This window comes from Janthinobacterium aestuarii (genome assembly GCF_046113285.1).
Classification (GTDB): domain Bacteria; phylum Pseudomonadota; class Gammaproteobacteria; order Burkholderiales; family Burkholderiaceae_D; genus Janthinobacterium.
Map to the genome: position 1 here is coordinate 1,101,425 of NZ_CP142524.1, position 18,857 is coordinate 1,120,281.

Sequence of the window (18,857 nt, forward strand, 5' to 3'; positions counted from 1 at the left end):
GTAATCAGTGCGGCGCCTGCGTTTTGTTTTTTTCGGACCAGATCAAATCTTCAATACCGCATTGTGGCGCATATTCCTTTACCGCCTTCAGTAGTACCATACGCACATCTTCGTAGGCGAAACGTGCGCAGGCATCATCGAGTTCGCGTAGCAGTAGCTGCAATTCCGCGTGCGGTATTTCGGATTCCTGCGCGCGCATGATCAGTGGGTGTTCGGTGCCTTCGACATTGTCACCGATGAGAAGTTCTTCGTACAGCTTCTCGCCGGGCCGCAGGCCGACATGGACGATTTCGATGCCGTCCGGAGCCGACTTGCTCTTTACTTCCAGGCCGCTCAAATGCACCATGCGTTCGGCCAGATCCACGATCTTGACGGGCTCACCCATGTCAAGCACGAAGACGTCACCGCCTTCTCCCATTGCGCCAGCCTGCAGCACCAGTTGCGCCGCCTCAGGAATAGTCATGAAATAGCGTGTGATTTCGGGGTGCGTCAGAGTAATCGGGCCGCCCGCCATGATCTGTTTGCGGAAGAGCGGCACGACCGAGCCGGACGATCCCAGTACGTTACCGAAGCGCACCATGCAAAAACGCGTCTTGCCACGTTCCTGTGCAAATGCCTGCAAAATCAGTTCAGCCAGGCGTTTTGTCGAGCCCATTACATTCGTCGGACGTACGGCTTTGTCTGTTGAAATCAGGACGAAGCATTTGACGCCAGCGTCCATCGCCGCGCGTGCGATACTCAAGGTGCCGAAGACATTGTTGCGCACGCCTTCAATCGGATTGTGCTCCACCAATGGCACATGCTTGTAGGCTGCCGCGTGATATACAGTTTCGACCTGGAAGGTGCGCAGGATCATTGCACACTTTTCCGTGTCCAGTACGGAGCCAAGAAAGGGCACCAACTCGAGTTCCAGAGCGTGCGCGTGCTTGAGTCCCTTCAGTTCCTGTTTGATCGAGTACAGTGCGAACTCGGACATTTCCAGAAGTATGAGTCTGGAGGGGCGCAGGCGGATGATCTGACGGCACAGTTCGGAGCCGATCGACCCGCCCGCACCAGTCACCAATACTGACTTTCCGGTGATGCAAGTGGCGACCAGGTCTGTGTCCGGGGCCACCTGGTCACGTCCCAGCAAGTCCTCTATCTCAATGTCGCGTACGTCCTGCAGGCGAAGTTCACCGTTGACCAGGCTGGCAACAGGTGGTGTCACCTTGATCTTGACTTTGAGGGATTCGATTTTGTCGAGAATGTGTTTCTGCTGGCTCTTCGGTATCGATGGCATGGCCAGCAGAACTTCGCTGATGTTCAGTTTGCCGATCAATTTGGGCAGGCTCGATGGGGGATAAACCCGGATGCCGGCAATCGACGCGCCTTGCAGTTCGGTTTTGTCGTCGATGATCGCAACCGGAAGGTATTCGCGACCGCCGCGCAGAACACTTGCCAGTTGTGATCCTGCCTTACCAGCGCCATAAATGGCTACGCGCACCGTCTGTTTCGGGCTTTTTACGTGCAATAAAAAGCCACGGGTCAGAAAGCGACTGGCCACGACGTAAGTAATTGCGCTGATCCAGTAAATGCCAAAGACGCCTCGCGAAAGCCCTGTCATGTGGGTGGCGAACGCGGCCAGCGCTACCAGGCTGGCTACCGACAGCGTGACGCCAAGAATGACAACATAGACGATCTTCTGGTCAATGAAGCGTATCACGGCCCGATACAAGCCGAGGCGGATGAAAATAGGGATTGAAACCAAGGGAGCTGCAATTATGAGCCATAAATAACTGCGGTAGACGTCAGCGTTGATGACGTCATACCGGAGGATAATCGCCAAACAAAAAGTTAAAGGTAATAAGAAAAAATCTGCCGTTATGGCGATAATTTGTTTTTGGAATCTGGATAAATCAAGAAATATTTTCATTTTACTCACTGATGAGTCGCCGGGTAGTCAATTTGCAGGTAATCGACCCGTACAATTTCATGTGCTTTCATATATATATAATGAATGGAGACTCATTTGCCGAATGGGGGCTTGGGTATCGAGTCCGTGCGCGCATGGTGATGGTGTAACTGTTCTGAGGCCTCAATCTTGGTGGTGCCGTGAATTTATAGGCCTGATACATCTTATAGGGAGCTGTGCGCGGCAGATATTTTCGACCTGTGATGATAGCGTGCCGGGGGCGGTTCCGCAATGATCATCAGGCGTGCGCGGATGCAGAATTGCTTGTGTTACCATGAAAAAGTGTAACTTTATGTGACCAGGCAGGGCATGATTTTTCCTGTCTATAGTAGTAAAAGCGTCACATTAGCCCATGGCGCGCCCCTGTGTCGCGGCCCTTTTCCGCTCCGAGGCCTATCCAGATAGGCTCGGAGTCGTTATACTGGACCACCGTTTTACAATCTGGCTCTCCTCTTTCTTTATATCATCTTTCTTTCTTGATGTCCTAACGTGCGGCATGTGTCCGTTTCGTTTTTTCGGGGTGGTGTAATTGTTGTAATTATATAAGAATTTAAACCTAAAAATGAACGATAGCAAAAACAAGAAGTTTCTAAATGAACTTATTTCGAAATTCGAAAATAGCAATGCGGTTATCGGCATTGTGGGTTTGGGCTATGTTGGCCTGCCTTTGATGCTGCGTTATGCTGATGTCGGTTTCAAGGTGCTGGGTATCGATATCGATAAGGTCAAGGTCGATAAGCTGAATCAAGGAATAAGTTACATCGAACACATCTCCGCCGAATCCATCAATGCGGCGCGTGCCAAGGGTTTCGAGGCTACCACTGATTTTTCGCGCGCCACTGAGGCCGATGCGTTGATTATCTGCGTGCCCACTCCGCTGAACGATTACCGTGAGCCAGACCTGAGCTATGTCCTGAGTACCACAGAAGCGCTGGTGCCGCATATGCGTGCAGGCCAGATCGTTTCGCTGGAAAGCACTACTTACCCTGGAACCACCGATGAAGAACTTAAGCCGCGTATCGAGGCTGGCGGTTTCACGGTCGGTGAAGAAGTATTTCTTGTGTTCTCGCCCGAGCGCGAAGATCCGGGTAACCAACATTTCGAAACCCGAACCATTCCGAAGATTTGCGGCGGCACCACCGAGGCCTGCCAGCAGGCTGGCATCGCACTTTACAGCCCCGCCATCGATACCGTCGTGCCGGTCAGTTCGACACGCGCGGCCGAGTTGACCAAGTTGCTGGAAAATATACACCGTGCTGTCAATATCGGTTTGGTCAATGAAATGAAGATCATTGCTGACAAGATGGATATCGACATTCATGAAGTCATTCGTGCCGCGGCCACCAAGCCTTTCGGCTTTACCGCCTATTATCCGGGCCCTGGCCTGGGCGGCCATTGCATCCCGATCGACCCGTTCTACCTGACGTGGAAAGCGCGTCAATATGGTCTGCACACCCGCTTCATTGAACTCGCTGGCGAGATTAACAGCGACATGCCCCATTGGGTCATCAGCAAGCTGGCCGATGCCCTCAATGAGCGCTCGCGTTCGATCAAGGGCAGCAAGGTGCTGGTTCTGGGTATTGCCTACAAGAAGAATGTGGACGATATGCGCGAGTCGCCATCGGTGGAATTGATGGAGATTCTGCGTGACAAGGGCGCCGATATCGCTTACTCGGATCCGCACGTGCCGGTCTTCCCGAAGATGCGCGAACACCATTTTGAATTATCCAGTGTTGAACTGACCGCCGCCACAATCGCCTCCTATGATGTGGTGTTGCTGGCGACCGATCACCGTGCCTTTGATTACGCCTTGATTCAGGAGCACGCAAAATTGATCGTCGATACGCGTGGTGTCTACCTGACGCCGGCGTCGAACGTTGTCAAAGCCTAATTCCGAAAGATTATTGAATGCGCCATTTCCCCCCTCCGGTCACTGACCGCAAGATCCGCTTTGCCCTGCTCGGCTGCGGACGCATTGCCAAGAATCATTTCGGCGCGATCCAGCAGCATGCTGACCGTTGCGAACTCGTCGGCGTGTGCGATATTAATCCGCAAGCGCTGGCCGAAGCTGCCGCTAGCACGGGCGCCACGCCTTATGCCAGCCTGACCGAGATGCTCGCGCATTGCCAGGCTGATGCGTTTATTCTGACGACGCCGTCCGGTATGCATCCGGAGCAGGCGATTCAGATTGCCGAGGCTGGCTACAGCGTCATCACCGAAAAGCCGATGGCAACCCGCTGGGACGATGCCAAGCGAATGGTCGAAGCCTGTGATGCTGCCAACGTGCGGTTGTTTGTTGTGAAACAAAATCGCCGTAATGCGACCTTGCAGTTGCTTAAGAAGGCCGTCGAGGAAAAACGTTTCGGTCGTATTTACATGGTGAACCTGAATGTTTTCTGGACCCGCCCGCAGGAATACTATGACAGTGCGAAATGGCGCGGTACATGGGAATACGACGGTGGCGCCTTCATGAACCAGGCCAGCCATTATGTCGACCTGATCGACTGGGTCATCGGCCCCGTCGAGAGTCTGCATGCCTACACCGCCACGCTGGAGCGCGATATCGAGGTCGAGGACACCGGCGTCATCAGTCTGCGCTGGCGTAATGGTGCGCTCGGTTCGATGAACGTGACCATGCTGACCTACCCGCGCAATCTGGAAGGCAGCATCACCATTCTGGGTGAAAAAGGCACAGTACGTATCGGTGGTGTTGCCGTCAACGAAGTGCAGCATTGGGAGTTTTCCGAGCCGCACCCGGATGATGAGAAGGTCAAGGAAGCCAGTTATCAGACCACGTCGGTATATGGTTTTGGCCATCCGCTGTATTACGACAATGTCATCAAGGTATTGCGTGGCGAAGCCGAACCAGAGACGGACGGCCGTGAAGGCTTGAAATCGATGGAAGTGCTGATCGCCACCTACCTTTCAGCGCGTGATGGCAAGCGTGTCGCATTACCGCTGGAGTATTAAGATGGCGGCCACAATACATTCGAGTGCAATCGTAGACGCTGGTGCAACGATTGGGGACACTACCCGCGTCTGGCATTTTGTTCACGTTTGCGGTGGAGCACGCATCGGTGCAGGCTGTTCCTTGGGGCAAAACGTTTTTGTCGGCAATGACGTTGTCATTGGTAACAACGTCAAAATCCAGAACAATGTCTCCGTGTACGATGCCGTGACCATCGAGGACGACGTGTTTTGTGGTCCCAGCATGGTATTTACGAATGTGTACAACCCGCGCTCGGCGGTAACGCGCAAGGATGAGTATCGCAAGACGCTGATCAAACGCGGCTCCACGCTGGGTGCCAATTGCACCATTGTCTGCGGCAGCACTGTAGGGGCTTATGCTTTCGTTGGCGCGGGCGCCGTGATCAATCGAAACGTTCCGGACTTCGCCCTGATGGTGGGCGTGCCGGCGCGTCAGGTTGGCTGGATGAGCCGTTTCGGCGAACGGCTGGCGCTGCCTCTTACCGGCGACGGCGAAACCGTTTGCGAGCACACTGGCGAGCGTTATACATTGCAAGATGGCATCTGCGCCTTAATCAACAACTAACATTAAAGTCCAACATGGAATTCATCGATCTCAAGGCGCAATACGTAGCCCTGCGTGACAAGGTTAACGCACGCATTCAGGCAGTTCTCGATCATGGCCAATATATTATGGGTCCGGAAGTCAAGGAGCTGGAAGGCAAGCTGCAGGAATATACAGGGGCGAAACATTGCATCACTGTTGCTTCGGGTACCGAGGCGCTGCTGATTGCGCTGATGGCCATCGGCGTCAAACCGGGTGACGAAATCATTACCACGCCATTCTCCTTCATCGCCACGGCCGAAGTGATCGTGCTGTTGGGCGCCAAGCCTGTATTTGTCGACATCGAACCTGACACTTGCAATATCAACGCGGCTCTGATCGAAGCTGCAATCACGCCACGCACGCGCGCCATAATGCCAGTTTCCTTGTATGGTCAACCGGCTGACATGGATGAGATCAATGCTATCGCGGCGCGTCATGGCCTGGTAGTTATCGAAGACGCGGCGCAAAGCTTCGGCGCGACGTACAAGGGCCGCAAGAGTTGCAATCTGTCGACGATAGGCTGCACGAGCTTTTTCCCGAGCAAGCCCTTGGGCTGTTACGGGGACGGCGGCGCTATTTTTACCAGTGACGATGCGCTTGCCCAGGCCATGCGTGAAATTCGGGTGCATGGTCAGTCGAAACGCTATGTGCATACGCGTATCGGCGTTGGCGGCCGTATGGATACGTTGCAATGTGCGGTGGTACTTGCCAAGCTCGAACGTTTTGAATGGGAGGTGGCGCAGCGGCTGGAAATTGGTCAGCGCTACAATGAATTGCTGAAAAATAAAGTCGAGACGGTCAGCCAGCGTGCCGATCGCAGCAGCGTGTACGGCCAGTTTACCGTGTTGGTCGAGTCGCGCGATGCTGTTCAGGAACGCCTGAAGGCCGCTGGTATTCCTACTGCGGTACATTATCCAGTACCCATGCATTTGCAGCCAGCTTATGCCGGCTTCGGCGACAAGGGTGCCTATCCTCATGCCGAGCGCGCTGCACAGCGCGTGATGAGTCTGCCGATGGGGCCAGACTTGACTGCACAGGAGCAGGAACAGATCATCGTTGCGTTGGCATAAAGAGGACGCATGAAGTTACAGCGGCAACTGGGGCTCGCGCTCTTGATTCAAGGCTTCGGTGTGGTTGCGACTTTCCTTGTCTCAGTGGTGGTCTCACGTCGCTTTGGACCCGAGGGCCAAGGTTATTTCAGTACTTACCGTTCGTGGATCGACTTGATCTCCGTGTTAGGCCTGTTTGGCTTCTCCCAGGCGCTGACCTTTCACATCAATGCAGGGCGGATCAGTGCGCGCCGCGCTGCGGGATTGATCGTGCACTATGGCCTGGCTCTGGCAGCGCTATTGCTGCTGCTGGGAGCGTTTGGGGGAAATTATTTAGCTCAGGCGACAGCATTAAGTCTGCGCGATGTCTGGCTGATGTGTGCCTGTGCGCTGGCGATGGTGCTGCACGGTTTATTCCGCGCCGTTGCTCTGAGTAACTCCAGCCCTCTGCTGTTTAATCTGATTACAGCAAGCCCCGGCTTGATTTGCCTGCCGCTGATATTTTTTCTTGGCATAGGTAACGACTTCACCATACTGCCCCAATTGCTCATGTGGAGTTTCGTTTGTGCTGCCTTGTGCGCCAGCGCCGAAGTAGGGCGAACGGCAGGTTTCGACTTGCGTGGAGGGGGAGCGTTGGGGGCCGACTGCCGTATCTTGATGAAAGAGGGCGCTTGGTCTTTCATTCCAGCTATTACCACTACAATTGTACCTGCACTGACTTTCTGGATGTTGGCGCGGGCTGCGGGCAGCCATACTGAGGCTGGCTATTTTGGTATGTCGTTGCTGTTTTTGAATGCCATGGTGACTGCCTTGAATATGGTCGCGCCGGTGCTATACAACCATTGGTCGAAGAAGGGTAACGGCGCCGTTGCGCAGGCCGAATATGAAAAGCTGGCGCTCGGTTGCAGCCTGTTGGGCATACTTGCTCTTCCTCTCGGATGGTTAGCGCTGCCACCGATGATTTCCATGGTTTTTGGCGCCGGTTTCGCCCCTGCAGGTGCTTCTGCACTTTGCTTCATTGGCGCCAGTTTTTTCTGGCTGCACAATCGTATCTTGCCGCCGATGTTGATGGCACAGGGACATCACCAGAGTGTTGCTTATGCCAATATCGTGCGCTCGGTTTTCATTGTTCTGGCCATTCTTGTTTTGCGGCCGACCAGCGCCCGTGACATCGCCCTGTGTTGGGTCGCTGGAGAGGTGTGCTGTTTCGCTTATATGGCATATTGCCTTAAGAATATTTTTAGCTGCAGTTATGGCCGCCTGATTGGCTTTCCATCGGCCTTGCATACCTGACCAGGATTCGCTTTTACCATGATCTCTTTCCTGTCGGCATTGGTTCTTGTGCCCAGTATTCTGTATTCGATATCGAAATCCCGCTACTATGCTATTTTATTGATGGCATTGTTTTATTACACGCTATCAATCAACGAGGCATCCATTGAGGCGGCCTATGGTACTCGGGTGCTGTACGCCGGCATGCTGTTTCTTTTTGCCTGTAATGTCTTGTTCTGCGTGTTTCTATACCTGCTGGGCGGTTGGCTTCTGCCGCGCGGCAGCTCTTATCGGAAACTGGTTTTTGACGAACAAGCTTGGAAACGGCTCTTTTTTCTGGTTACCGGGATATTTGTCATCATTGCGTTAATCAAGGCCCGTAATGGCCTCGATTTCTTGATGCTCAATTGGTCGGAGCAGCGCAGCGAAGGCCTCACTTTGCTTGATGGCGTATCCAATTTGCTGGGACTCGTGGCATTCTCCCTTGCTCCCGTGTTCTATAAAAGCCGCATCAGATTTGTTTTGCTGGTGCTTTGCTGCTTGGGCGTCTTCATGGTAACCGGCTCGCGGGCCATGTTGTTCTGTCTTGGTGGCTATTTCTACTATGAATTGTTTTTATCTGATCGCATCAGTTTTTCTCGCCGCTTGTACGTTTTGCTCGGTGGCGCAGTGGCCGCGCTGTCGATGCATGTACTGTCGCGCGCTGCGCGTGGCATCGGTTTGAGCGCTATGCTGAGCATGGATTTTTCAAGCCTGCTCGATGCGATTGGCAGCTCCGTTGACGGGGGCGGTCTTTTCGGCGGCGAAGACAATATCATGAAGTATTACTTTTACATTGTACACAAGTACCTCGAAGGCTGGAGTGCTGGTCCAATGCCCACCTTGCATCGGGCCTTGCTTATTCTGTTGCCGCGCGAACTGGCCGATATTCCCCTCAAGCCGTTGGACGTAACCTATCAGGTCTGGACCGCCGCCTTGAACGATGGATTATTCAACGATAATCCTTGGTTAACAGAAATGATCGATAGTTCGCATCAAGGTATTCCCGGGTCCCTTCACTTTTTGATTTGGGGTGATGCGCTGCTCAACGCTGGCTGGTTCGGTGCCCTTCTTTACCCGTTGCTATTCGCATTTTTACTGACGGTATTTGAGTCGTTGCTGCAGCGGGCGCCACCAGCCATGACGGCAATCCTTCTTGGACTTGGGCTGCCAGCATTGCTGATGATTGCTCGTGGAAATATCGTGATTGGCCTCGGTTATATTATTTATCCGCTGCCTCTTATTTACCTGATTTGCCGGTTGATGGAGTGGACCGCCAGAGGGGCGCCACATTGGCAAAAAACCGACAACAACAAAAACGAAATATGAAAATAGCCATTCTTGGACCAGCCAATTCTATTCATGTTAGCCGCTGGTGCAATGCACTGGCACAGCAGGATATCGAAGTACACTTGGTCACTCAGCACGATTTTGATGTTCATCAGTACTCTGATCGCGTACGCGTTCATCTGCTGCCTTACCGTGGCGGAAAGGGCTATTTCCTGAATCGGCGCGCCTTGGGCAAGGTGCTTGCAGAGATGTCGCCGGATTTGCTTAATTGCCATTATGCCAGCGGTTACGGCACCTTGATGGCAGGGGTCTGGCGCGGACCTTCGCTGTTGTCGGTATGGGGGGCGGACGTCTACGAATTCCCCTACGAGTCGCGGTTCAAGATGTGGTTGATCAAGCGCAATTTGAGGGCTGCCAGCCGCATCGCTTCCACGAGCCATGTCATGGCGGAGCAGACGCGCTCGTTGTGTCCCGAGTTGGCCCCGATTTTTGTCACGCCGTTCGGTATCGACACCGCGCGATTCGTGCCAGTACCGAGAGCAGCTGACGGGCGCCTGGTGATTGGCACCGTCAAGACGATGGCGAAAAAGTACGGTATCGATATTCTCATCCATGGCTATGCGTTATTGAGGCAACGCTTGCAAGACGAAAAAGCAGATGATTTGCTCGGGCGTCTTGAACTGTTGCTGGTCGGTGGTGGGGGCGAGACTGCAGTGTTGCAGGCGCTGGTTGCGCAGCTGGGACTTGAAGCCAGTGTTACCTTCGCGGGGCAGGTTGACCACACAGCCGTACCGGACTGGTTGAACCGCCTCGATATCTATGTGGCGGCGAGCCGCAACGACAGTGAGAGCTTCGGCGTGGCGATTCTGGAAGCGTCGAGCTGTGCATTGCCGGTGGTGGTATCGCGTATGGGAGGGTTGCCGGAGGTGGTAGCCGAAAATGAAACGGGCTTGATCATTCCAAACGAAAACCCGCAAGCGCTGGCAGACGCCTTATACCTGCTGGTGCAAGATAGTGCCTTGCGCAACCGTCTTGGCGTGGCAGGACGTGCCAGGGTGTGCCAGCAATTTTCCTGGGATCATTGTGTGACATTGATGCGCGATGCCTATAGACAGACTGTGGCGGCGTAAGTAGATCTACGGCGCTGGCGTGTCGGAAGGCTTCGGGTTTATTATCGATGCTGTTGTAATGCTTCCAAGTAGGAGTCACGGCCAGTGCCAAGTGCGGCGTTTCTAATAATTTATTGAAGGTGCAGATTACATGGCTGATATCCATAGAGTAAAAACTTTGCTGGTGCTTGCACCGCATACCGACGACGGCGAATTCGGCTGTGGCGGAACGATTGCGAAATATGTCAGCGAAGGCTGGCGTGCCGTATACGTGGCATTTTCTGCAGCGGAGCAATCGGTGTTACCCCATTTGCCGCGTGACATCTTGCGCAAGGAAGTCAAGGAAGCCACCTTGGTGTTGGGTATCGCTCCTGAAGATTGTATCGTGCTCGATTTCGAAGTTCGCAAATTCCCCGAGCAGCGTCAGGCTATTCTCGACGAAATGGTCAAGCTGAATCGCGAGCTGCAGCCCGATTTGGTATTTTTACCTAGTCCTAACGATACCCATCAGGATCACCATGTGATTGCGCATGAAGGTTTCCGCGCATTCAAGCGTACCACCATGCTTGGCTATGAAGTGCCATGGAACAATCTCGATTTCCGCACGAGCTGCTTCGTACACCTTAGTGAGCAGGATGTGGGCAAGAAGGTGGAGTCGCTGGCGCGCTACCAATCGCAGGCACATCGCGTGTACGCTTCTGCCGAGGTGGTGAAGAGCCAGGCCGTTTTCCGTGGTACCCAGATCGGTACGCAATATGCAGAATCATTTGAGGTGATCCGATGGATAATCGCTTAAACCGCCCCGCCACGGCAGCCTGGCTGGCCTCGGCACTGGGCCGTACTTTGCACGGCAGCGACCTGCCTATCATGGAAATTCGTTCGGTCGATCACGTCACGGAAGGTGCATTGGTATTTTCCAAGGCGGACCGTGAACTCGGCTCCGTCGCCTGCACGGTAATCGGTCCGCTTTCCATGGCGCGGGATGGCCTGGCCTTGATCGAGTCCGATAATCCACGCCTCGATTTTGCGCTGGCACTGCGCCTGCTGCAAGTCAAGATCGGCTTTTGCGAGCACACGGAACCACCGCGTATCCACCCTAGCGTACGTGTCGGCCGCAATACGGTGATCGGCAATGGTGTGGAAATCGGTGAGGGTACGGAGATCTATCATAATGTCGTGATCGCCGATGGCGTACGTATCGGCCGTAACTGCCTGATCAAGTCTTGCGCTGTGATCGGCGAAGAAGGCTATGGTTTCGAGTCCGATGCATCCGGACGGCCGATTCGTATCCCCCATCTGGGAAGTGTCATCATTGGTGACGACGTCGAAGTTGGTAGCCTCACGACAGTATGCCGCGGCACCATCGGCAATACCGTACTGATGGATGGCTGCAAGATCGACGATCATGTGCACATTGCTCACAATGTTGAAGTTGGTGCCGATGCGATGGTGATTGCCTGTGCCGAAGTGAGCGGCAGCGTAGTGATCGGCGCCGGCGCTTGGATTGCGCCGAATGCCTCCATTCTCGAGAAGCGCAAGATTGGACCTGGAGCGGTGGTTGGATTAGGCGCCGTGGTTGTGAAAGACGTCGAGGCCGGAATAACCGTGGCTGGCAATCCAGCTCGCCCCTTGATCAAAAAAAGTCCTTAGACTGTTTTCATGAATATATTGTTGATCAATCACTATGCCGGTAATCCCCATTACGGCATGGAATACCGTCCCTATTATCTTGCCCGTGAATGGGTCAGGCAGGGGCACAATGTGACTATCGTCGGCGCGGATTTCTCGCACCTGCGCCGCACCAATCCTGTGGTTGACCGTGCTCTTGCGCGTGAAGAGGTGGATGGTATCGAATACCGTTGGCTGCGTAGCCCGAAATACGACGGGAATGGCAGCGGCCGCGTACTCAACATGTTTTCCTTTGTGGCGCAGATGCTGTTCTACGGGCGACGCATCGGCAAACTGGTCAAGCCAGATCTGGTGATCGCGTCTTCGACCTACCCGCTCGATATCTTTCCGGCCAAACGCATCGCCGCTCAATGCGGTGCCAAACTATGTTTCGAGGTACACGACCTGTGGCCGCTCAGCCCTATTGAGTTAGGTGGCATGTCGCCGCGCCATCCATTCATCATGCTATTGCAGTACGCCGAGAACTGGGCATACCGCACTGCTGACAAGGTGGTTTCCATGCTGCCCAAGGCGCTCGAACACATGATGGCACATGGCATGGCGCGTGAGAAATTTGCCTATGTCCCGAACGGCATTGACGTCGATGAATGGCGTGCGCCCGAACAGGCGCCAAACTTGCCGGTGCTTGAACAGATCGACGCGCTCAAACGGGGCGGGGCGCGCGTGGTCGGCTATGCCGGTTCGCATGGCCCGGCCAATGCGATGGACAATGTCCTTCTGGCGGCGCGCCTGTTGGCTGACCGGCCAGTGGTCTTTGTCCTGGTCGGTGATGGTTCGGAAAAACGCAAGCTGCTGGCCATGAAGACCGAGTTCAAGCTCGATAATGTGCACTTTTTCGATCCTGTTCCGAAACAGTCGATCCCGGCCCTGCTGGAAAAGATGGATGTGGTATTCATCGGCTCGCAACGGGTGCCTATTTACCGTTTTGGGGTCAGTCCAAATAAAATGATGGACTATATGATGGCCGCCAAACCGATCATTCAGGCCATTGAGTCGGGCAACGACCCGGTCGGTGAAGCCGGCTGCGGACTGACCATTTCTCCTGGCGATCCGGCTGCGCTGGTGCATGCCATTGAAAGCCTGCTGGCATTAAGCGACGAGGAGCGGGCGGACATGGGCCAGAAGGGCCGGCGGTTTGTGCTGGAAAACCATACCTATCCCGTGCTGGCCCAGCGCTTCATCGACGCCTGCCGATAGAATCGTTTCATTGATCGCATAACTAAGGCGCCGTAAAGGGCGTTCGTTATGCCAACCTGAGGTATTTATTTTGACGACAGAACAAAAATTCCTGCCCTTCGCATTACCTGAAATCGGTGACGATGAAATTGCCGCCGTAGTCGAATGTCTGCGTTCCGGCTGGGTCACGACGGGCCCGAAGACCAAGCAGTTCGAACAGGATTTCGCCGCCTATATCGGCGATGGTGTCGAGGCGATCGCTGTCAATTCGGCCACCGCCGGTTTGCACCTGGCCCTGGAGGCGCTCGGCGTCGGTCCTGGCGATGAAGTGATTGTGCCAACCATGACGTTTACCGCCACGGCGGAAGTCGTGCGTTACATGGGGGCCGATCCGGTTTTTGTCGACACCGACCCGGTCACGCTGAACCTGTCGCTGGAGGCGATTCGTGCGGCCATTACGCCACGCACGAAAGTCATCATGCCTGTTCACTACGCCGGCCTGGCCTGCGACATGGATGCCATTCTGGCGTTGGCGCGTGAACACAAATTGCGTGTCGTCGAAGATGCTGCGCATGCGTTCCCAACGCGCTATAAAGGACGTTTGATCGGTACCCTGGACAGCGACGTCACCGTGTTCAGTTTCTATGCCAACAAGACGATGACTACAGGTGAGGGTGGCATGGTCGTCACGCGCGACGCTGACATCGCCACCCGCATCAAGATGATGCGTATTCACGGCATCAGCCGCGATGCCTTCGATCGTTTCGTCTCGAAGACCCCGGCCTGGGCCTATGAAGTAGTTGCGCCTGGCTACAAATACAATCTGACCGATATCGCTTCAGCGATGGGCATCCATCAGTTGCGCAAGATCAATGCGTTTTCGGCCCGCCGCCAGCAACTTGCGCGGCGCTATTTTGAGGGGCTGGCGGATCTGCCGTTGCTGCTGCCGGCCGAGGCTGCTGATGGTGGCGAACATGCCTGGCACCTGTACGTCGTACGCTTGACCTCTGCGGCGCCGATTGGCCGCAATGAGCTGATCCAGAAGCTGTCCGACCACGGTATTGGCACCAGCGTCCATTACATTCCGTTGCACCGTCATCCTTACTGGCGTGATACCTATCATCTTGCGCCGGAACAATTCCCCGAGGCGGAGGCGGCCTATCATGCGATGGTCAGTTTGCCTTTGTATACTGCCATGACGGATGAGGACCAGGAACGGGCGATCCGCACGCTGCGCGAGTTGCTGTGTTGATCAAACGTATTTTCGATGTCATCGCGGCGCTGTGCGGTTTGCTGCTGCTGGCGCCGTTGTTGGTGCTGATTGCCGTATGGGTGAAACTGGACTCCGCGGGACCGGTGTTTTTTCGCCAAGAACGGGTGGGGCAGCATGGTGTCCTGTTTCGTATTTTTAAGTTCCGTACGATGACGGTTGGCACGGAAGCGCAGGGGCAGATCACCGTCGGGCGCGACGCGCGCATCACTGGTGTCGGACACCGGCTGCGTCACTACAAACTTGACGAGTTGCCGCAACTGCTCAATGTGCTCATCGGTGATATGAGCCTGGTCGGGCCGCGGCCGGAAGTGCCGAAGTATGTGGCGCTGTACACGAGTACGCAACGCGAGCTGGTACTTTCCGTCAAGCCAGGAATTACGGACCTCGCGTCGATCACGTATCGTGATGAAAATCGCCTGCTGGGTGAATCGGCCGACCCGGAGCGCACCTACATCGAGGAAGTTATGCCGGTCAAGCTGCGCTTTTATGAAGAGTATGTACGTCAGCGCTCCTTGGCGCTGGATGTGCGTATTATTTTCATGACTATCGGCAAGCTGATTCGCTGAATGAATGGCACGCGGTAGCCGGACGTTGCCGCCGCGTTGTCAGCCCTCACGCTATGGGGCTGATCTGCATAACCTTTACTCTCCATTGTCACGATGAAATCTACGGACCAGATCCAGATACCATTTATCCAGGCACTACGCGGCCTGGCTGCTATTGTTGTCGCAATTTACCATACTACGTCGCATGTACCTGTCGGACCTAATAATGCCACATCACAATGGTTCTTCGCGTCCGGACCTGCCGCCGTGGATTTATTTTTCATGCTGAGCGGTTTTGTCATGGTGCTTTCCACGCAAAACAAGGAACCTTCCCTGGAGAATACTTTCCGCTTCTGGATCAATCGTTTTTTCAGGATTTGGCCTACGTATTTCGTCATCACGCTTTTATTTTGCCTGACAGAAGTGATTGTGCGAAAACACATGAATGCCAGCCTGATTGCCGATTGGGAATTACATGCCTGGACGGCGGTAGGGATTCTGCGTTCGATGCTATTTTTACCTCTGGATTACGCGGCTGGCGCACCCTATTTCGGTGGCGCGGTGTTGCATGTCGGCTGGACGATGAACTACGAGATGTATTTCTATTTCATATTGGGTGGTTCGCTCTTCTTTGGCAGGTATCGATGGCTGGCTTTTTTTTCCTGGATAGGAGTAACGCTGATTGCTCCGCTTTTCCTGATAAATCCCTGGTATCATTTTTTTGATGTCACCGCATATCATGACTTTCGGCCAGGTTATTTAAACCTGATTACCTCGCCGATTATTTGGGACTTTGTTGCCGGAGTCGTTATCGGACTGGTCTATATCTCACGCCTGCGCATACGCAACATACAGGCCCTGTACATGGCGCTGATGCTTGCCATGTGTATCGCCACCTGGAATATTCTTGGTGGGATGCCGAGACATTTTGGCTTTCAGTTCTGGAGCGGTCCTCTTGCACTAACATTTGTATTTCTTGCCTTGTTGAACAAGGAGCAGGAGATAGCCATACCAGCGCCATTGTTATGGCTGGGTAAGATATCTTTTTCTTTGTATCTGGTCCATCCCTTGGTGATTGCTCCCGCATATTTTCTTACCCGGGGAACAGAGATTGAGAAATATACCTACGATTTCCCTTTTACCATGCTAGTTACCGCAACTTCAATTGCTCTTGCCTGGATAAGCTACGAACTTCTTGAAGTCCGGCTCAGTTCTTTATTAAAGAGAAAAATAATCGGCAATCGTTTTACACTGCGCTTGAAGCAGGCCTGATTCCGAACTGCGATATCTTTTGGTGAGCTACCAAGCGAATAGCGATTTTTCACGTCCTCACCGGGAGATGACTGTAGCATCCGTGATAGGAATCATGCTTGTCGTGGGCCGCTGGCGTAGGTGCGGCGGGAGCATTTCCGATACCAGCAGTATTGCTTTCACCCTGTGCTCGATGGAATATACATTCGAGTTTGATTCCGAATTCCAAACGCACGGGATGGAAACTTGACGTATTTGGAAAATTTCAACGCCTGCGTTACTGCACAAGGTTTTTATTTCTGTAACTTTCGGCAAGCACTTGCCGATCTATCTTGCGATTAATCGATACCGGAAGCGATGTCGTGACGATCAGTTAGGATGGCACCATGTAACTGGGGAGCATCTGGTTCAACTTCTTTTTGTAAGCATCGAGTATCTCTTTGTCCGGCAATCCATTGTCTCTCACAAGGAAACCTAGCAAGCGCCCTACCGTACCATCGGGCCGACGTAGCGCCACGGCGGCGGCACTTGCGATCCCATCCAGGCGCTGTAGGGCATGGTCGATATCGGACAATTCTATGCGGAATCCATTAAACTTTATTTGATCGTCGATACGTCCACGGCAAAATACCAGACCACTGGCGTCAATCTCGCCCAGATCGCCATTGCGGAAGGCGCGATGATCACGATGTTCGAAGAGTTTTTCGGCGTTCAATCGAGGGTTGTTCAAGTACCCCCCTCCTCATGACATGATTGCTTGCGATGCATAGTTCTCCATTCTGGGTATCAAGAAAAATGTAGCCGCCTGGTTTGCTGTACCCAACAGGCAAGGGATTGTGTTCAGCCAGCAAGGCGTCATCACCGACGATCCAGGTACTCGCGACGGTCGCCTTTGTCGGACCATAAGTATTGATGATAATACTGTTTGGGAAACGCTCCCGGAGACGTTTGGCAGTGGCATGCGCCAGCAGTTCGCCGCAAAACAGAAAAGTTTTCAGGATCGGCAAGAAGTCCTATACCTTGATAGTTATTTTCTCGATATGCAATCCACCATAGTCTTTGGTGCATGCAATTCTATTGTTTTTATATTATAGGTAATAATAAGGACAATGCCATCGTCAAATGTGGAAATTCTGTCGGCACTATCTTCAATAAAGCTTCCTGCGATTGAATACGCCCGGCGCCGGGTATTCAACGCTAACTAAGCAGAGTGACAAATCTGGCATGACGATGAGGGGAAATCTATGCAAATATTTCGTGCAGGCGGCTGTTATACGCATTGACATACGTGATCGGGGTCTTGCGCGCGAATGCCGAACTGCAGCTTGGTGCCTTGATGGCGGATGCTGGCTTTCCTGATGAAGGCCCGATAGGCGGCACGACCGCCGGTGGTCAGCCGTGCATCGTGAGTGATGGCGGTGCAATTCGCAATGCAACTGCGTCTTGGTTCCCGTTTCTTTACTGGTGTGAAATGGGGGGACGTGCTGCTGGCATGAGTGCCGTTACAGATAGGCCGCGCAGTTTCCCTTGCGATGCGTGCTTGATCAGCGCCACGACCGCGTCGTGCAGCACGCTATCCAGCGGGACTGCACATTGCGGGAATGAAGCGTGTTACCCCTGTGGTCGAGGACCGAGCCAAATGAAATGGCATCTGCCTCTTGCAGGTTTATGCGCTATTCTTGCCAAAGCAATGCGGGCAAGACACCTCATACACATATTCCGGCGCCAGTTGCTGGCGCGGCGTAACGACGGCGCGGCAGACGAAACACTGCACGGTTTCCGTCGGTTCCAGTTTCGGGTTCAGGGCCGTGCGGTAGTCGAACACGAAGCAGTCGCCCGTGTAGTGCTCGCCGCCCACTTCTTCAAAATATTTCAGGATGCCGCCGTCGAGCTGGTACACGCTGTCGTAGCCGATTTCCTTCATGTGGATGGCGGCCTTTTCGCAGCGGATGCCGCCCGTGCAGAAGGTGACGACGGTCTTGCCTTCCAGTTCGTCCTTGTGGGCGGCGGCGACGGCCGGAAATTCCGTGAACTTGTCGATCCGGTAATCGAGCGTGTTGTTGAACGTACCCACGTCCACTTCAAAGGCGTTGCGCGTTTCCATCATGACCACGGGTTTGCCCGCATCGTCGACGCCGGCATCTAACCAGCGCTTGAGCGTATGCGCGTCGACGGACGGGGCGCGGCCCAGTTCCGGCTTGATCAGCGGCATGCGCATGGTGATGATCTCCTTTTTCAGCTTGACCAGCATGCGTTTGTGCGATTGCTCGTTCGACAAGCTTTCCTTCCATTCCAGATCGGCCAGGCGCACATCGCTGCGTACCCAGGCGAGGAAGCTGTCGATATGCTCGCGTGTGCCCGACAGGAACATGTTGATGCCTTCGGGCGTCAGCAGGATCGTGCCTTTCAGGTCCAGCGCCAGGCATTGCTCCTGATACAAGGGACGCATGGCTTCCGTATCGTCCAGCGTGATGAATTTATACGCGGCGATATTGACAAACGTGGCGGCGGGCTGGCTGGCGGCGGCGGAAACGGCGGGTGTTGCTGGGGTGATGGCTTGCATGATGGCGATCGGCTTAGACTGAACAGCCGATATTATAAGCCCGACAGGCCAGGCGGGATACCCGGTCCGTACGCGC

General features: G+C 54.1%; 17 protein-coding genes. 13 read left to right on the forward strand and 4 right to left on the reverse strand.

Going from position 1 to position 18,857, the window contains the following annotated elements; all coding sequences use genetic code 11:
* Positions 1–4 precede the first annotated feature (4 nt).
* The gene (locus OX462_RS04975) at positions 5–1,912 is read right to left on the reverse strand and encodes a polysaccharide biosynthesis protein (protein WP_070224359.1); all 1,908 of its coding nucleotides are present in this window, start codon (positions 1,910–1,912) and stop codon (positions 5–7) included.
* Between the two features lie 601 nt (positions 1,913–2,513).
* On the opposite strand from OX462_RS04975, the gene OX462_RS04980 reads away from it, so the two are divergent.
* The 13 genes from OX462_RS04980 (at position 2,514) to OX462_RS05040 (ending at position 16,239) form a co-directional block, all read left to right on the forward strand.
* Positions 2,514–3,842 carry a nucleotide sugar dehydrogenase gene (locus tag OX462_RS04980; protein ID WP_070224360.1) on the forward strand — a complete coding sequence of 443 codons (1,329 nt, stop codon included), beginning with the start codon at positions 2,514–2,516 and terminating at the stop codon, positions 3,840–3,842.
* Between the two features lie 17 nt (positions 3,843–3,859).
* Entirely contained in the window at positions 3,860–4,921 is a 1,062-nt protein-coding gene (locus OX462_RS04985) for a Gfo/Idh/MocA family protein (RefSeq protein ID WP_070224361.1), read from the forward strand.
* A gap of 1 nt (position 4,922) precedes the next feature.
* Positions 4,923–5,504, forward strand: coding sequence for an acyltransferase (locus OX462_RS04990; protein ID WP_070224362.1), 582 nt, complete (start codon positions 4,923–4,925; stop codon positions 5,502–5,504).
* Positions 5,505–5,518: 14 nt separating this feature from the next.
* Positions 5,519–6,595, forward strand: coding sequence for a DegT/DnrJ/EryC1/StrS family aminotransferase (locus OX462_RS04995; protein ID WP_070224363.1), 1,077 nt, complete (start codon positions 5,519–5,521; stop codon positions 6,593–6,595).
* A gap of 9 nt (positions 6,596–6,604) precedes the next feature.
* Positions 6,605–7,867: a lipopolysaccharide biosynthesis protein gene (locus OX462_RS05000; protein WP_070224364.1), complete on the forward strand. Its 1,263-nt coding sequence runs from the start codon at positions 6,605–6,607 to the stop codon at positions 7,865–7,867.
* 18 nt (positions 7,868–7,885) lie between these two features.
* Entirely contained in the window at positions 7,886–9,214 is a 1,329-nt protein-coding gene (locus OX462_RS05005) for a hypothetical protein (protein WP_070224365.1), read from the forward strand.
* On the forward strand, positions 9,211–10,305 hold the full coding sequence (locus OX462_RS05010; protein ID WP_070224366.1) for a glycosyltransferase: 1,095 nt from the start codon (positions 9,211–9,213) through the stop codon (positions 10,303–10,305). Before OX462_RS05005 ends, OX462_RS05010 begins: the two co-directional genes overlap by 4 nt.
* Positions 10,306–10,435: 130 nt before the next feature.
* Complete coding sequence (locus OX462_RS05015) at positions 10,436–11,080, forward strand: PIG-L deacetylase family protein (protein ID WP_070224367.1); 645 nt, start codon at positions 10,436–10,438, stop codon at positions 11,078–11,080.
* A complete protein-coding gene (locus OX462_RS05020) occupies positions 11,065–11,934 on the forward strand; it encodes a UDP-3-O-(3-hydroxymyristoyl)glucosamine N-acyltransferase (RefSeq protein WP_071653569.1) in 870 nt (289 codons plus the stop codon). The genes OX462_RS05015 and OX462_RS05020 overlap by 16 nt, the downstream gene beginning before the upstream one ends.
* A gap of 9 nt (positions 11,935–11,943) precedes the next feature.
* Positions 11,944–13,170 carry a glycosyltransferase family 4 protein gene (locus OX462_RS05025; RefSeq protein ID WP_070224369.1) on the forward strand — a complete coding sequence of 409 codons (1,227 nt, stop codon included), beginning with the start codon at positions 11,944–11,946 and terminating at the stop codon, positions 13,168–13,170.
* 70 nt (positions 13,171–13,240) lie between these two features.
* Positions 13,241–14,401 carry a DegT/DnrJ/EryC1/StrS family aminotransferase gene (locus OX462_RS05030; RefSeq protein ID WP_409027915.1) on the forward strand — a complete coding sequence of 387 codons (1,161 nt, stop codon included), beginning with the start codon at positions 13,241–13,243 and terminating at the stop codon, positions 14,399–14,401.
* On the forward strand, positions 14,398–14,988 hold the full coding sequence (locus OX462_RS05035; protein ID WP_070224371.1) for a sugar transferase: 591 nt from the start codon (positions 14,398–14,400) through the stop codon (positions 14,986–14,988). Before OX462_RS05030 ends, OX462_RS05035 begins: the two co-directional genes overlap by 4 nt.
* Before the next feature lie 93 nt (positions 14,989–15,081).
* Positions 15,082–16,239 (forward strand): acyltransferase family protein, encoded by a 1,158-nt coding sequence (locus tag OX462_RS05040; protein ID WP_070308414.1) that lies wholly within the window; start codon positions 15,082–15,084, stop codon positions 16,237–16,239.
* Between the two features lie 352 nt (positions 16,240–16,591).
* On the opposite strand, the gene OX462_RS05045 is transcribed toward OX462_RS05040, so the two are convergent.
* From OX462_RS05045 to OX462_RS05055, 3 genes are all read right to left on the reverse strand, one after another.
* Positions 16,592–16,948 carry an acyl-CoA synthetase family protein gene (locus OX462_RS05045; protein ID WP_071650279.1) on the reverse strand — a complete coding sequence of 119 codons (357 nt, stop codon included), beginning with the start codon at positions 16,946–16,948 and terminating at the stop codon, positions 16,592–16,594.
* On the reverse strand, positions 16,902–17,225 hold the full coding sequence (locus OX462_RS05050; protein WP_071650280.1) for an AMP-binding protein: 324 nt from the start codon (positions 17,223–17,225) through the stop codon (positions 16,902–16,904). Before OX462_RS05050 ends, OX462_RS05045 begins: the two co-directional genes overlap by 47 nt.
* 659 nt (positions 17,226–17,884) lie before the next feature.
* Entirely contained in the window at positions 17,885–18,781 is an 897-nt protein-coding gene (locus tag OX462_RS05055) for a sulfurtransferase (protein ID WP_409027916.1), read from the reverse strand.
* Positions 18,782–18,857: the final 76 nt, after the last annotated feature.

Coding starts and splice junctions, on each gene's coding strand:
- OX462_RS05005 (WP_070224365.1), top strand. CDS start 7,886: ATGATCTCTTTCCTGTCGGCATTGGTTCTTGTGCCCAGTATTCTGTAT.
- OX462_RS05015 (WP_070224367.1), top strand. CDS start 10,436: ATGGCTGATATCCATAGAGTAAAAACTTTGCTGGTGCTTGCACCGCAT.
- OX462_RS04975 (WP_070224359.1), bottom strand. CDS start 1,912: ATGAAAATATTTCTTGATTTATCCAGATTCCAAAAACAAATTATCGCC.
- OX462_RS05000 (WP_070224364.1), top strand. CDS start 6,605: ATGAAGTTACAGCGGCAACTGGGGCTCGCGCTCTTGATTCAAGGCTTC.
- OX462_RS05020 (WP_071653569.1), top strand. CDS start 11,065: ATGGATAATCGCTTAAACCGCCCCGCCACGGCAGCCTGGCTGGCCTCG.
- OX462_RS04995 (WP_070224363.1), top strand. CDS start 5,519: ATGGAATTCATCGATCTCAAGGCGCAATACGTAGCCCTGCGTGACAAG.
- OX462_RS04985 (WP_070224361.1), top strand. CDS start 3,860: ATGCGCCATTTCCCCCCTCCGGTCACTGACCGCAAGATCCGCTTTGCC.
- OX462_RS05025 (WP_070224369.1), top strand. CDS start 11,944: ATGAATATATTGTTGATCAATCACTATGCCGGTAATCCCCATTACGGC.
- OX462_RS05010 (WP_070224366.1), top strand. CDS start 9,211: ATGAAAATAGCCATTCTTGGACCAGCCAATTCTATTCATGTTAGCCGC.
- OX462_RS04980 (WP_070224360.1), top strand. CDS start 2,514: ATGAACGATAGCAAAAACAAGAAGTTTCTAAATGAACTTATTTCGAAA.
- OX462_RS05040 (WP_070308414.1), top strand. CDS start 15,082: ATGAAATCTACGGACCAGATCCAGATACCATTTATCCAGGCACTACGC.
- OX462_RS04990 (WP_070224362.1), top strand. CDS start 4,923: ATGGCGGCCACAATACATTCGAGTGCAATCGTAGACGCTGGTGCAACG.
- OX462_RS05055 (WP_409027916.1), bottom strand. CDS start 18,781: ATGCAAGCCATCACCCCAGCAACACCCGCCGTTTCCGCCGCCGCCAGC.